We start from the raw sequence: 13,742 nt of genomic DNA, 5'->3' as shown, positions 1-13,742 counted from the left end.
ACCGGGCGCGCACCGGGGCGAGCCGCGTCCGCCGGCGCCTACTCGGCCCGGTAGGCGTCGATCACCTGCTGGCCCTCGTCACCCGCGGCTTCGAGCCAATCTGCGGTCATCTGTTCGCCGATTTCCGACATCTCCTGAGACAGCGTCTCGGAGGGCTGGGTCACGGTCATGCCGTTTTCCTCAAGCTGGGCGACGCCCGCCTCGGTCTCGGCCTCCGACATCTCCCAGCCGCGGGTTTCGGCGGCCCGGGCCGCCTCCATCACCGCGCTCTGCACCTCTTCGGGCAGCGCGTCGAAGGCTCGGGTGTTCACGATCACCATGTTCTTGGGCAGCCATGCCTGGGTGTCGGTGTAGTAGCTGGTAAAGTCCCACGCTTGGCTCGACACCCCGGTGGAGGGCGAGGTGATCATCGCGTCGACGCGACCGGTGGCAAAGGCCGTGGGAATGTCGCCGGTTTCGATCTGCGTCGGCACCGCGCCCATCAGGCTGGCAAGCGTCTCGGTCGCGGCATTATAGGCACGGAAGGCAGCACCTTCGAGGTCGGCGGCGCTTTCGACCGGCTCCTGCGTGAACAGGCTCTGCCCCGGCCACGGCACGGCGAAGAGCAGCGTCAGGCCCTGTTCGGCAAGCTTTTCTTCGACCACGGGACGCGAGGCCTGCCACAGCTTGTCGGCATCCTCGTAGCTGGCGGCGAGGAACGGGATCGCGTCGACCTCGAAGATCGGATCCTCGTTGGCCAGCCGCGACATCAGCGTTTCGCCGATGGGGGCAAGGCCGCGGCGCACGCTGTCCTTGATTTCGGGGTGCGCGAAAAGCGAGCCCGCCGAATGCACGGTGATCTCAAGTTCACCATCCGTGGACTCGGCCACGTCATCGGCGAATTCCATGATGTTCCGGGTGTGAAACACGCTATCGCCGTAGGGCGTGGGCATGTCCCAGGTTTCGGCCGCCGCGGGAACGGCCAGCGCGGCCAGCGCCGCGGCGAGGGTGGTGGTGTAAGCGGTCATCTGCGGACTCCCTGTTATCTGGCGGCATGTGGGTCGAAGGGCGGCCACCTTGCGCCCTCGTGAGAGGAAGGTTGACGATACGTCGGCAATTTGTCAACAAAATGTGAGACAGGGTAAGGAGCCAACGTGATGGGGACGGAAAAGCAGTGGGATTTCTGGATCGACCGCGGGGGCACCTTTACCGATGTCATCGGTCGTGCGCCCGAGGGGACGATTTCGGCGTTGAAGCTTCTGTCCGAGAACCCGGGGGTCTATGACGATGCCGCGATCGAGGGCATTCGGCGGCACCTGGGGGCGGACAGCATCGACCCCGACCGTATCGGCACCGTGCGGATGGGCACGACCGTCGCCACCAACGCGCTGCTGGAGCGCAAGGGCGACCGCACGCTGCTGCTGATCACCAAGGGCTTTCGCGATGCGCTGCGGCTGGCCTACCAGGACCGGCCCGACATCTTCGCGAAAGAGATCCTGCTGCCCGAGATGCTGTATGATCGGGTGGTCGAGGTCGATGAGCGCGTCCGCGCCGATGGCACGGTCGAGCGCGAGCTCGACCTCGATGCCGCGCGGTCGGCGCTGCAGGACGCCAGGGCCGACGGCATCGACGCCGTGGCCATCGTGCTGATGCACGCCTGGACCGCGCCCGCGCACGAAGCGGCGCTGGCGCAGGCGGCGCGCGACGCGGGCTTTGGCCAGATCTCTGCCAGTCACGACGTGTCGCCTCTGATCAAGCTGGTGGGCCGGGGCGATACGACCGTGGTCGACGCCTACCTGACGCCAATCCTGTCGCGCTACGTCGACAAGGTCGCGGGCGCGCTGGGCGCGACGCCGCCGGGCGACGAGGGGCCGACGCTTCTTTTCATGATGTCCTCGGGCGGGCTGACCGCCGCGGACCGGTTCAAGGGTCGCGACGCGATCCTGTCCGGCCCCGCGGGCGGGGTCGTCGGCATGGCGCGCACCGGGCAGATCGCGGGGTCGGACCGGGTCATCGGCTTCGACATGGGCGGCACCTCGACCGATGTGGCGCATTTCGACGGCGCCTTCGAACGCGCGTTCGAAACGCAGGTCGCGGGCGTGCGGATGCGCACGCCGATGCTGCGGGTCCATACCGTGGCCGCGGGCGGCGGGTCGGTCCTGCACGCCGATCCGGGCCGCTTCCGTGTCGGTCCCGACAGCGCTGGTGCGCATCCGGGACCCGCGGGTTACGGCAACGGCGGGCCGCTGACCGTGACCGACGCCAACATCATGCTGGGCAAGCTCAACCCCGCCTACTTCCCGGCGATCTTCGGGCCCGATCAGGACCAGCCGCTGGACCGCGATACGGTGGCGGCGAAGTTCGCGCAGATCGCCGGGGCCGAGGGCAAGTCGCCCGAGGCGGTGGCCGAGGGTTTCCTGACCATCGCGGTCGAGAACATGGCCAACGCGATCAAGAAGATCAGCGTGCAGCGCGGCCACGACGTGACGCGCTATCTCCTCAACGCCTTCGGTGGCGCGGGCGGGCAGCATGCCTGCCTCGTGGCCGATGCGTTGGGGATGAGCCGGGTGTTGATCCACCCGCTTTCGGGTCTCCTGTCTGCCTATGGCATCGGCCTGGCGCTGATGACCGAGACCCGCCAGCAGGGGCTTGAGATCGCGCTTGAGAAGGGCGCGCTCGACCCTGTCACGGCCGCCTTCGACCGGTTGTCGGTCGAGGTCGGTTCGGCCCTGGCCGAGCAGGGCGTGACGCCCGATCAGATCGGCCTGACGCGGCGTCTGCACCTGCGCTATTCGGGCACCGACACGGCCCTGCCCGTCGCCTGGGACGGCGACGCGGCCGCCGCGCGCGAAGCCTTCGAGGTCGCGCACGAGGCCGAGTTCGGCTTCCGCGATCCCGATTCGGCGCTGATCATCGAATCGGCCGAGATCGAGGGTGCCGCCGCCGATCCCGCCGCCGACCCCGAGCCGGAACAGGCCTATTCCGAGATCGAGGCAGAGGCCGAGGCCCGCGTGCCCGTCTATTCCGGCGGCGCCTGGCACGAGGCCGCGGTGATCCGGCGCGCGGCGCTGACCCCCGGCGCCTGGGTGCAGGGCCCCGCGCTGGTGATCGAGGACAACCAGACCGTTGTCGTCGAACCCGGCTGGCGGGCCGAGGCGACGGCGCATGACCACATCGCCATGTCCCGGACCGAGGCCGCCGCCCGCACCGGCGCCGCCGGGACCGAGGCCGACCCGATCCTGCTGGAGGTCTTCAACAACCTCTTCATGAACATTGCCGAGCAGATGGGCGTCGCGCTGCAAAAGACCGCGCGGTCGGTCAACATCAAGGAACGGCTCGATTTCTCCTGCGCGGTGTTTGACCGCGACGGGGCACTGGTGGCCAACGCACCGCACATGCCGGTGCACCTGGGCAGCATGGACCGGTCGGTCGAGGCGGTGATCCGCAACAACGAAGGCGCGGTGCGTCCCGGCGACGTCTTCGCGCTGAACGCGCCCTATAACGGTGGCACGCACCTGCCCGACATCACCGTGGTCACGCCGGTCTTCGACGAGGCGGGCGACCGGATCCTGTTCTGGGCCGCCTCGCGCGGGCACCACGCCGACGTGGGCGGCATCGCCCCGGGGTCGATGACCCCGCGTGCCACCAAGGTCGACGAGGAGGGCGTGCTGATCGACAACTTCCGCCTGGTCGAGGCGGGCCGCTTCCGCGAGGCGGCGCTGCGCGAGGTGCTGACCGATCACCAGTGGCCCTGCCGCAACCCCGACCAGAACGTCGCCGACCTTAAGGCGCAGGTCGCCGCCAACGCCCGCGGCGTGGCCGAGCTGCGCCGGATGATCGAGCTGTTCGGGCTAGAGGTGGTCGAGGCCTACATGGGCCATGTGCAGGACAATGCCGCGGCCGAGGTCGCGCGCGTGATCGGTCGGATGACCGAGGGCAGCTGCGACTACACCACCGACACGGGCCAGACGATCCGGGTGAAGGTGAGCGTGGATCGCGAGAAGGGCGAAGCGGTGGTGGACTTCACCGGCACCAGCCCGGCCGAGGCCAACAACTTCAACGCGCCCGAGCCGGTGACGCGGGCGGCGGTGCTCTACGTCTTCCGGGTGATGGTCGAGTCGCCGATCCCGATGAACGCGGGCTGCCTGCGCCCGGTGCGCATCGTCATCCCAGAGGGGTCGATGCTGTCGCCGCGCTACCCGTCTGCGGTGGTCGCGGGCAATGTCGAAACCAGCCAGCACGTCACGAACGCGCTGTTCTCGGCGCTGGGCGCGATGGCGAATTCCGAAGGCACGATGAACAACCTCACCTTCGGTAACGCGACCTACCAGTACTACGAAACCATCTGTTCGGGCAGCCCGGCGGGGGTGATGAACGACGGGCGAGGCTTCGACGGGACGGCGGGTGTGCACGTGCACATGACGAACTCGCGCCTCACCGACCCCGAGATCCTGGAGCAGCGCTATCCCGTGGTGCTGGAGGAATTCCGCATCGACGAAGGGTCGGGCGGGGACGGGCGCTGGCGCGGTGGCGACGGGACGACCCGGCGCATCCGGTTCCTGGAGGACATGGACCTGTCGATCCTGTCGTCGCATCGGGGGCGCCCGCCGCAGGGGCTCGATGGGGGCGAGGCGGGGCGCACCGGCCGGACCGAGGTGCTGCGCAAGGACGGCGCGGTCGAGGTGCTGGAGGCCGCCGACCAGACCCGCGTCGGCCCCGGCGATTCGGTGCGGCTGGTGACGCCCACCCCGGGCGGCTATGGCGCAGCCGACTGACCCGATCGGTGACGGGGCCCCGGTATGCGCCGGGGCTCCGACCTGAAGGCCCCGACTTGCGGGCGCACGGGCCTCGGCGCGCCGGACCCGCCTGGTGGACGCGATCCTCGCGTCGCACCGGCTCCCGCTGCGCCTTGTCCGCTGCGTGACCGACGCCGCGCCGCGCTATCGGTCGTCGGGGGTAGGGTCGTCGTCGTCCGGGGACAGCGGCGGGCGGTCGGTCGGTGGGCCGTAATTGCAGATCGCGTTGATCAGAAGCTCCATCTGCACATCCGCCAATCTGTAGTAGATCGTCTGGCCGTCGCGCCGGGTGGCGACCATGCCCGCCTCGCGCAGCCGCGCAAGATGCTGGCTGAGCGCCGACTGCCCGAGCGAGATATCCTCGGCCAGCGTGCTGACCGACCTTTCCCCTGCTGTAAGCTGACACAGGATCAGCAGCCGCTTGGTATTGGCCACCAGCGACAGCCGCTGCGCGACCATTTCGGCGCGCCGTTCCAGTTCGTGCGGAGGAATGTCGGTCAGGGGCATATCAGAGTATCATATTAGGATTGACTAATTTAGGAGCATCTAATACATACGACTCAGGCGCGACCGAAGCAAGCAGAGATGCTTGCAGCAGTTTGGGTACGAGTTCTTGGGTCCGGTCGTCGCCACAAGTTTCACGCCGCTGGCCTCGCTTCTCGCGGGGCTGTGACTGGCCTTTCCGCGAGGGCGGTGATGGCCCTTCTGGGCCGTATCGCCGGGATTGCCTGCATCACCTTGGGCATGCTCGGCGCCGTTCTGCCCGCGCCCGGCGCGGCCCCAATGCGGGATGATGCCTCGCCTTCGTCGGCGGGCTCATGGCAGCGCCGACTCTGGCGCTCGCGGTCGGCGTGCATCACCAACGGGTCCGCAGCCCTGGCCGGCCATGTCGCCCGGCTGACTGCTGGTCGGACTGAGCGCGGCGCTGGGGTCCGGCTGCACCTCGGGTCACAGGGTCTGCGGGCTGGCGCGGCCGTCCCGCAGCTCGGCCATCCTGGTTCTTTCGTTTCTTGCTTATGGGGGCTGACCGTCTACCTTCTGCGTCACCATCCGGGGGGGCGGGGTGATACGTCCGTTTGCGGAGGGTCATCGTGGCCGCCGTCGTGGGCGCACTCTGCGGCATGGTCTCCGGCGTCGGGTTTCTGCTGTCGCGCTTCTCGTGTCGGTCATGGCGAACCCCGCCGAACGGTCTTAATTTTATCGACATCGCGGGCAACCGGGACCCCAGCCTCGCTTTCGTGCTCGCGGGCGCCACGGGAATCACCACGCCGGGCTGCCGCCCGGTGCTGCGCCCGTCGCACCCCGTCCTCGGCGACCGTTTCGCCCTGACGCCGGCCCGCGGGGTCGATGCGCGGCTGATCGGCAAAGCGGTGCTCTTCGGCGTCGGGTTGGGGGATCCCGGGGTATTGCCCCGGCCCGGCATGGACGGCATTACCTCTGGCGTCGCCCGGGCCGTCGTCTTCGGTCCCGCCATGCTGGCGGGGCGAGGGGCCGGGCAGGGACTGCGAAAAGGATAGGACGGATGAGCGACGATCTGAAGACACGGGTAGAGCGTCACTCGCCCTCGCGCGGGGCCGGCAGCCCGGACGTCTGGGGGATCTACGACCCCGACACCGGCTCGATCCAGTATGTCTGCGCCTGCCCCGCGACCAAGCAGGCCGCCCTGATCGACGTGGTCTGGAACTACGACCCCAAGGCCTGTGCCTTTTCCGACCGCAGCCTGACGCAGGTGCTGGACCTTGTCGCGCGCGAGGGGCTGAGCGTGGCGTGGATCCTCGACACCCATCCGCATGCCGACCACGTAATGGCCTCGGCCGGGCTGAAGGAGCGCACCGGTGCCCCGACCGCGATCGGCGCCAAGGTGCGCGACATCGCGGGCATCTGGGCCGGGCTCTACAACGCACCGGACCTCTTCGACGTCGATCGCGACTTCGATCGCCTGCTGGACGACGGCGACACGCTGCCACTGGGCGAGCTGGCGCTGGACGTCTGGCTGTCACCGGGGCACACGCTGGGGTCGGTCAGCTATATCTGCGGCGATGCGGGGTTCGTGCACGATACCCTGATGCAGCCCGATGTCGGCACCTCGCGCACCGATTTTCCGGGCGGCAGTGCCCCCGCGCTCTGGGACAGCATCCAGCGCATCCTGTCGCTGCCCGAGGAAACGCGGCTCTATATCGGCCATGACTACGGCAGCGCCGACCGCCGCACGCCCGAGTGGGAGGCGACCGTGGCGCGGCACCTGGCCGAAAACCAGCACGTGTGCGCCGGCACGCAGCGGGACGACTGGATCGACCGGCGCGAACGGCGCGACGCGACGCTGCCCCTGCCGGACCGGATGCTGGCGGCACTGCAGGTCAACCTGCGTGGCGGACGCCTGCCCCCGTGCGAGGCCGATGGCCACAGCTACCTGAAGCTTCCCGTCGGGCGGTTCTGAGGGCGGTTCTGAGGGCGGTTCTGTGGGGCGGGAAGCGCCCTCAGAACCTGACCCCCGGTATACAGCCCTCGCGCGGGCCCTTGGCCACTCGCGCAGGGCGTGCAGTCACCGGATGACATGGTCCCTGCGGCGATGTATGCATGCAGTGGGGGACAAGGAGGACGTTTTGCCGGAGACTTCGAAACCGACGGCCCGGACGCATGCGATGCGGGCGCTCATCGAGCTGCGCAAACGCATTCTGAATGGAGACATGATCGGCGGCACCCGCCTGTTCGAGGTGCCGCTGGCCGAAGAGCTTCAGATCTCCCGCACCCCTGTGCGCGAGGCGATGTCGCGGCTGGCGGAAGAGGGGTTGCTGGAACGTGTGCGGCCCGGCGGCTTCATGGTGCGCACCTTCACGCGGGCCGACGTGATCGACGCGATCGAGCTGCGCGGCGTGCTTGAGGGCACCGCCGCCCGCCTTGCCGCCGAACGCGGCGCGGCGCCCGAGCGGCTGGAGGCGGCGCGCCACCTGCTGGGCCAGCTGGAGGACTGCCTGCCCCCGGGATCGCAACCGGTTGACCTGGAACGATATTCCGACCTGAATACCGAGTTTCACAAGGTCCTTGCGCGGCTGCCCGGCAGCCGCATGGTGGAACGCGAACTGACCCGCACCGTGCACCTGCCCTTTGCCGCGCCCTCGGCCTTTCTGCCGAACTTCGGGCACGACCTGACCCTGGCGCAGACCCAGCACCGGGCGCTGGTCGACGCCATCGCCAACCGCGAGGGCGCGCGCGCCGAGGCAGTGGCGCGCGAACACGCCCGAACCGCACGGCGCAATCTGGAATTCGTGATGTCGGGCGATCCCAGCCTTATCGGGCAGGTGCCCGGGCTGGCCCTGATCGTCGACTAGGCGGTCCCCCGCGGACGCCCCGCGGCTTTTGTCTTGATTTTGTCCGAGACCTGCGCCACATCGTCATGTATACACGTAACCGCAATCATTGGGAGGAGCGGAGATGAGCGCGCACAGCCTCGAAGACATTATCCAGCAGGAAGGCAATATCGTTAATCGCCTTCGGAATTCGAAAATCGGGATGTATGTATACCCGGTGGTGGCGCCCGAGTTCGCCAACTGGCGTGACGAGCAGCGCGCCTGGCGTGAATCGGCGGTGCTTTTCGACCAGTCGCACCACATGGACGAGCTGATCGTCGAAGGCCCCCAGGCGACCGAGTTCCTTGCCTATCACGGCATCAACGGCTTCGGGAACTTCGACCTCAACCGGGCCAAGCACTACGTGCCCGTCACGCCTGCCGGCCACGTCATCGGCGACCACATCATCTTCCGCGAGGACGAGCAGAAATACGTCCTCGTCGGCCGTGCGCCGACCTCGGACTGGCTGCTGTTCTGCGCCGCCTACGGCAAGTGGAACGTGCGCATCAAGCACGACCCCCGGTCGCCGTCGCGCCCCGAAGGCGAGCGCGTCCTGCGCACGCACTACCGCTTCCAGATCCAGGGCCCCGAGGCCAACAAGATCTTCACGGAAATGAACGGTGCGCCGATCCCGGACATCAAGTTCTTCCACGTCGACTGGATCAACATCGGCGGCAAGAAGGTGCAGGCGCTGCGTCACGGCATGTCCGGCGCGCCCGGCCTGGAAATCTGGGGCCCCTACGAGGACAAGAGCTATATCCTCAACGCGATCCTCGAAGCCGCCAAGAAGGCCGGCGTCGATCTGGTCCGTTGCGGCAGCCGCGCCTATTCGACCAACACGCTGGAATCCGGCTGGATCCCGTCCCCGCTGCCGGGCATCTACACCGGCGACGGCATGATGAAGGCCTACCGCGAATGGCTTGGCCCCGAAAGCTACGAAGCCTCGGGCGCGATCGGCGGTTCGTTCGTCTCGGACAACATCGAAGACTACTACGTCAACCCGTTCGAGCTGGGCTACGACTTCTACATCGGCTGGAAGAAGGACGACTTCATCGGCAAGGAGGCTCTTCTGAAGATGAAGGAGCAGCCCCAGCGGAAAAAGGTCACCTTCGAATGGAATGCCGAGGACGTCGTCAACGTCATCGCGTCTGCCTTCAAGCCGGGTGAGGACCACTACAAGTGGATCGACTTCCCGCAGCCGAACTATGCCTCGTCCTCGGCCGACATGGTCATGCAGGGCGACAAGATGGTCGGCATGTCGATGTTCAACGGCTACAGCTACAACGAGCGCTGCGTGCTCAGCCTCGGCGTGGTCGACCCGGACGTCGAAATCGGCGACGTGCTGACCATGAAGTGGGGCGAGCCCGAGACCACCGGCAAGACCTCGACCGAGAAGCACAAGCAGGCCGAGATCCGCGTGCGGGTGTCCGACACGCCCTACTCGACCGAGGCACGCACCAACTACGCCGACAGCTGGCGCACGAAGGCGTCGAAGTAAGCTTCGACGCCGGAGGGGCCGGGGGAAGCTTTCTCCGGTCCCTCGCGCAGAATTCCGTGGCGCGGCGCCAGGCGCCCCGCCACGGGATATCAGGACGTCATGGGCCTGGGCCGCGGGGGAGCGGTTTACGCCCAGAAAACCCTTGCGTTTCTAGGGGTGCTCGCGTCCATTGACCCGGCATCGCGGCGGGAAAACCCGACGCTACCGGATCTGAAACGGGAGGTTCACATGATCCATTCTAAGCTTCTTCGCAACGCGGCCCGCCTGGTTGGCGCGGCGGCCCTGGGCGGCACTCTGGCTACCCCGGCGCTGTCCGAGACCACGCTGAAATTCGCCCACTTCGTCGCCCCGCAGCACACGCTCACCGGCTCGGTGATCGAACCGCTGGCAGAGCATCTGGACGAGGCCACCGACGGCGAGCTGCAGATCCAGGTCTATCCCGGCGGCGAACTGGGCGCCGGCCCGCTTGAGCAATACGTGCGCGTCGTGCAGGGCGTGGCGGATATCGTCTGGGGCCTTCCCGGCTATACCTCGTCGCAGTTCCAGAAGACGATGATCGCCGAACTGCCCGGCGTGAAGGCCGAGGATACGCCCGGTTACGAGGTGATCTGGAACGCCTACGAAGACCACCTGACCGACGAGTTTCCCGGCACCAAGCCGCTGGCGCTTTGGACGTCCGAGCCCAACATCTTCATCATGAAGGACCATGACATCCGCACCCCGGATGACCTGTCGGGCCTGAAGATCCGCGTCGCCGGTTCGGCCTCGGGCGCGATGGTCGAGGCGCTTGGCGCGACCCCGGTGCAGATGCCCGCGGGCGAAATCTACAACGCGCTGCAGACCGGCCTGATCGACGGCGTCGTCACCGGCGCCTCGGCCGTGGCCGACTTCAAGCTGGACGAGGTCGCCAACAGCTACACGCTGGGCGCGCCGCTGGGTCAGCTGGTGTTCTACGTCGTGATGAACCAGGCCAAGTACGACAGCCTGACCGACGTTCAGAAACAGGCGATCGACGACATGGCCGGCGAGCCGCTGTCGAAAAGCGCCGAGGATGCGTGGAACGCCAAGGCCGAAGAGACCATCGCCGGCCTGCGTGAAGACGACGGCACCACCGTCATCGACCTGAGCGACGACGAAGCCGCGGCCTTTGGCGAACTGACCGAGCCCGTGACCGATCAGATCGTTTCGGACCTCGGCGCCGAGGACACGCTTGCCGCGATGAAAGGCGAGTAATCCGTTGCTGTCCGCGATCCGGAAACTCGCGAACGGTCTGATCCGGATCGCGGCGATCATCGGCTCGGTCGGCCTTCTGGTCGAGGTGGGCGTGATCCTTTACGACGTGGTGGGGCGCTTCTTCGGCGCCCCCCTCGGCGGGGCGCAGGACATCAGCCAGATGTCCATGGTGATCCTCGTCTTCGGCGGCATGGCGGTCTGCGACAAGGTCGGCGGCCACATCTCCGTCGACGTGTTCGAACGCAGCTTTCCCGACTGGCTGAACCGCTGGATCGACGTCTTTGCCGCCTTCCTAGGCGCCGTCATCTTCGCCGGCATCGCCTGGTCGGTCTACGAAAGCTCGAAGTTGTCGCTGATGCTGAACCTTGCCACCAACGTGATCTATCTGCCCAAAGCCTATTTCCAGTGGGCGCTGTCGGTCTTCGCCGTCATCACCGCCCTCGGCATGGCCCTGCGCGGCGTCGAACTGGCCCTCACAGGCCGGGACGTGCGCCAAAGCCACGGGGAGTCCTCGGTATGAGCTCGATGGCTGTCGGCGGGATCGGCATGGTGATCCTGCTGGTCCTTCTTGTCCTGCGCATTCCCGTGGCGCTGGCGATGTTCGCCGTGGGGTTTTGCGGGATCGCCTATCTCAACGGGTTTTCGTCGGCCACCAGCTTGATGGCCTCGGAGAGCTTCACGCTCGCCTCCTCGGCCGAGCTGGTTGTCGTGCCGCTCTTTATCCTGATGGGCAACGTCGCCACCGAAACGGGGATGAGCCGCCGGCTTTACGACGCTGCCTATGCCATCATCGGCAACGTCCGCGGCGGGCTGGCCAGTGCCACGGTCATCGGCTGCGGCGGCTTCGCGGCGCTCTCGGGCTCCTCCGTCGCCTCGGCCCTGACGATGGGCAAGGTGTCGCTGCGCGAGATGGATCGTTTCGACTACGATCCGCGGCTGTCGACCGGCTGCGTCGCCGCCGGCGGCACGCTGGGCATCCTGATCCCGCCGTCGACGGGCTTCGTGATCTACGCGATCCTGACGCAGCAATCCATCGGCCGGCTGTTTCTTGCCGGCGTGCTGCCGGGCCTTCTGCTGCTGGGGATGTTCATCCTGACGATCATGCTGCTCTGCTGGATGAAGCCCGAGATGGGGCCCGCCGGTCCGACCACCAGCTTCCGCGAAAAGCTGCGCTCGATCGCTGGCGCCGCGCCGATCCTGGTGGTGATCCTGCTGACCATCGGCGGGATCTATGCCGGCCTGTTTTCGCCGGTCGAGGCCGCTGCGGTGGGTGCGGGGCTCGTGATCCTTTTCGGCGCGCTCATGGGCAAGATGACTCTTGCCACGCTGTGGAACGCGACACGGGATTCCGTGATCACCACCGCGACCGTGATGCTGATCCTGATCGCCGCGCACATGATCAACCCCTTCCTCGCGCTCAGCCACATTCCGCAGGCCGTGGGTGAATTCCTCGGCGCGCTGTCGCTGCCGCCGGTGGGGATCCTCTGCGTGATCCTGCTGTGCTACCTGGTGCTGGGCTGCTTTCTTGAAGGCTTCGCCATGCTGGTGCTGACGATGCCGATCTTCTTTCCGGTCATCACCTCGCTGGGGCTCGACCCGATCTGGTTCGGCGTGCTGGTTGTGCTGGTGCTCGAGATGGGGCTTATCTCGCCGCCCGTTGGGGTGAACGTGTTCATCGTGAAATCCGTGGCGCCGAACGTACCGCTGGGCACGATCTTCCGCGGGGTGCTGCCGTTCTGGCTGGCGATGATGGCGACGCTCGCGCTGCTCGTGGCGTTCCCGCAAATCGTGACCGTGCTGCCCAACACCATGATCCAATGACGTGACAAGACCGAAGCCTCGTCCGGGCTTCGGGGGAGGAGGAACCCGATGTCAGATCCCACCATGCCGACCGCCGACCTGGCCCACCTGGGCCATGTCGAGGTCTTCACCGACCGCTACGACGAAAGCCTCGATTTCTTCACCCGCGTCTACGGGCTGAAGGTTTCGGCCGAGGAGGGCGGAAGCGCCTACCTGCGCGCGTGGGAGGATTACGAGTTCTGCTCGCTCAAGTTGACCAGGTCCGACACCACGGGCATCGGGCATATCGGCTATCGCGTCGCGTCGCCCGAGGCGCTGGAGCGGCGCGTCGCGGCGATCGAGGCGTCGGATTTCAAGGTGCTGGGCTGGGTTGACGGCGACCCCAGCCATGGCCGCGCCTTTCAGTTCGAAGACCCCTTCGGCCACGTGTTCGAGCTTTACTGGGACACGGTGAAATACCAGGCGCCGCCCGAAGACGCCTCGGCGCTCAAGAACCTGTCCAGCCGGTACCACGCGCAGGGCGTCAGCCCGCGCCGCATCGATCACGTCAACCTGCTGGGCGAGGACGTGCGCGAATTCAAACGCTTCGTCGACACCTGCCTCGGCATCCGCTGCACCGAGTACATCCAGCTGGATAACGGCCGCATGGGCGGCTGCTGGTTCTCGTGCAACAACAAGACCTACGATCTTGTCTGTTCCGAGGAACGCGGCGGCGGCATGGGGCGGCTGCACCACGTCACCTACGCCACCGACACGCGCGAGGATATCCTTCGCGCCGCCGACATCTACTTGGAAAACGGCGTCTATATCGAGACCGGCCCGCACAAGCACGCGATCCAGGGGTCCTTCTTCCTTTATGCGTGGGAGCCCGCGGGCAACCGGATCGAGCTGGCCAATGCCGGCGCGCGCCTGATCCTCGACCCCACGTGGGAGCCCGTCGTCTGGACCGAGGCCGACCGCGCCAAGGGCCAGGCTTGGGGGCTGAAGACGATTTCGACCTTCCACACCCACGGCACGCCCCCGATCGAGGGCGCGACCAACAAGGCCGAAGAATAAGGTTCCGAAGGGGCCAAGAGCGGGCCGCATCCC

General features: G+C 67.2%; 11 protein-coding genes. 9 read left to right on the top strand and 2 right to left on the bottom strand.

The genetic code is table 11. The features are described from left to right. Positions 1-38: 38 nt before the first annotated feature. Positions 39-1,007, bottom strand: coding sequence for a TRAP transporter substrate-binding protein (locus tag EKE94_RS10520; protein ID WP_235855980.1), 969 nt, complete (start codon positions 1,005-1,007; stop codon positions 39-41). A gap of 129 nt (positions 1,008-1,136) precedes the next feature. On the opposite strand from EKE94_RS10520, the gene EKE94_RS10515 reads away from it, so the two are divergent. After that, on the top strand, positions 1,137-4,754 hold the full coding sequence (locus tag EKE94_RS10515; RefSeq protein WP_127906565.1) for a hydantoinase B/oxoprolinase family protein: 3,618 nt from the start codon (positions 1,137-1,139) through the stop codon (positions 4,752-4,754). A gap of 165 nt (positions 4,755-4,919) precedes the next feature. Here the strand turns inward: EKE94_RS10515 and EKE94_RS10510 are convergent, their stop codons facing one another. Beyond that, positions 4,920-5,282 (bottom strand): ArsR/SmtB family transcription factor, encoded by a 363-nt coding sequence (locus EKE94_RS10510; protein WP_127906564.1) that lies wholly within the window; start codon positions 5,280-5,282, stop codon positions 4,920-4,922. A gap of 584 nt (positions 5,283-5,866) precedes the next feature. Between EKE94_RS10510 and EKE94_RS18665 the strand changes: the two genes are divergently transcribed. The 8 genes from EKE94_RS18665 to EKE94_RS10470 all read left to right on the top strand — a co-directional run bounded on the left by EKE94_RS18665 (position 5,867) and on the right by EKE94_RS10470 (position 13,709). Further along, positions 5,867-6,292, top strand: coding sequence for a DUF6691 family protein (locus EKE94_RS18665; protein WP_164870887.1), 426 nt, complete (start codon positions 5,867-5,869; stop codon positions 6,290-6,292). Between the two features lie 5 nt (positions 6,293-6,297). Then, entirely contained in the window at positions 6,298-7,212 is a 915-nt protein-coding gene (locus EKE94_RS10500) for an MBL fold metallo-hydrolase (RefSeq protein ID WP_127906563.1), read from the top strand. Positions 7,213-7,417: 205 nt separating this feature from the next. Next, positions 7,418-8,104, top strand: coding sequence for a GntR family transcriptional regulator (locus tag EKE94_RS10495; protein WP_235855979.1), 687 nt, complete (start codon positions 7,418-7,420; stop codon positions 8,102-8,104). Between the two features lie 103 nt (positions 8,105-8,207). Beyond that, positions 8,208-9,620: a vanillate/3-O-methylgallate O-demethylase gene (gene ligM / locus EKE94_RS10490; RefSeq protein ID WP_127906561.1), complete on the top strand. Its 1,413-nt coding sequence runs from the start codon at positions 8,208-8,210 to the stop codon at positions 9,618-9,620. A gap of 228 nt (positions 9,621-9,848) precedes the next feature. Further along, entirely contained in the window at positions 9,849-10,853 is a 1,005-nt protein-coding gene (locus EKE94_RS10485; protein WP_127906560.1) for a TRAP transporter substrate-binding protein, read from the top strand. A 4-nt stretch (positions 10,854-10,857) separates the two neighbouring features. Further along, positions 10,858-11,373: a TRAP transporter small permease gene (locus EKE94_RS10480; RefSeq protein WP_127906559.1), complete on the top strand. Its 516-nt coding sequence runs from the start codon at positions 10,858-10,860 to the stop codon at positions 11,371-11,373. Continuing rightward, on the top strand, positions 11,370-12,674 hold the full coding sequence (locus tag EKE94_RS10475; RefSeq protein ID WP_127906558.1) for a TRAP transporter large permease: 1,305 nt from the start codon (positions 11,370-11,372) through the stop codon (positions 12,672-12,674). The genes EKE94_RS10480 and EKE94_RS10475 overlap by 4 nt, the downstream gene beginning before the upstream one ends. Positions 12,675-12,722: 48 nt before the next feature. Continuing rightward, positions 12,723-13,709, top strand: coding sequence for a VOC family protein (locus EKE94_RS10470; protein ID WP_127906557.1), 987 nt, complete (start codon positions 12,723-12,725; stop codon positions 13,707-13,709). Positions 13,710-13,742 lie beyond the last annotated feature (33 nt).

Source organism: Mesobaculum littorinae (genome assembly GCF_004011175.1).
GTDB classification, from domain to species: domain Bacteria; phylum Pseudomonadota; class Alphaproteobacteria; order Rhodobacterales; family Rhodobacteraceae; genus Tranquillimonas; species Tranquillimonas littorinae.
The sequence above is the reverse complement of the archived record's forward strand: the minus strand, read 5'-3'. Positions and strand labels throughout refer to the sequence as shown.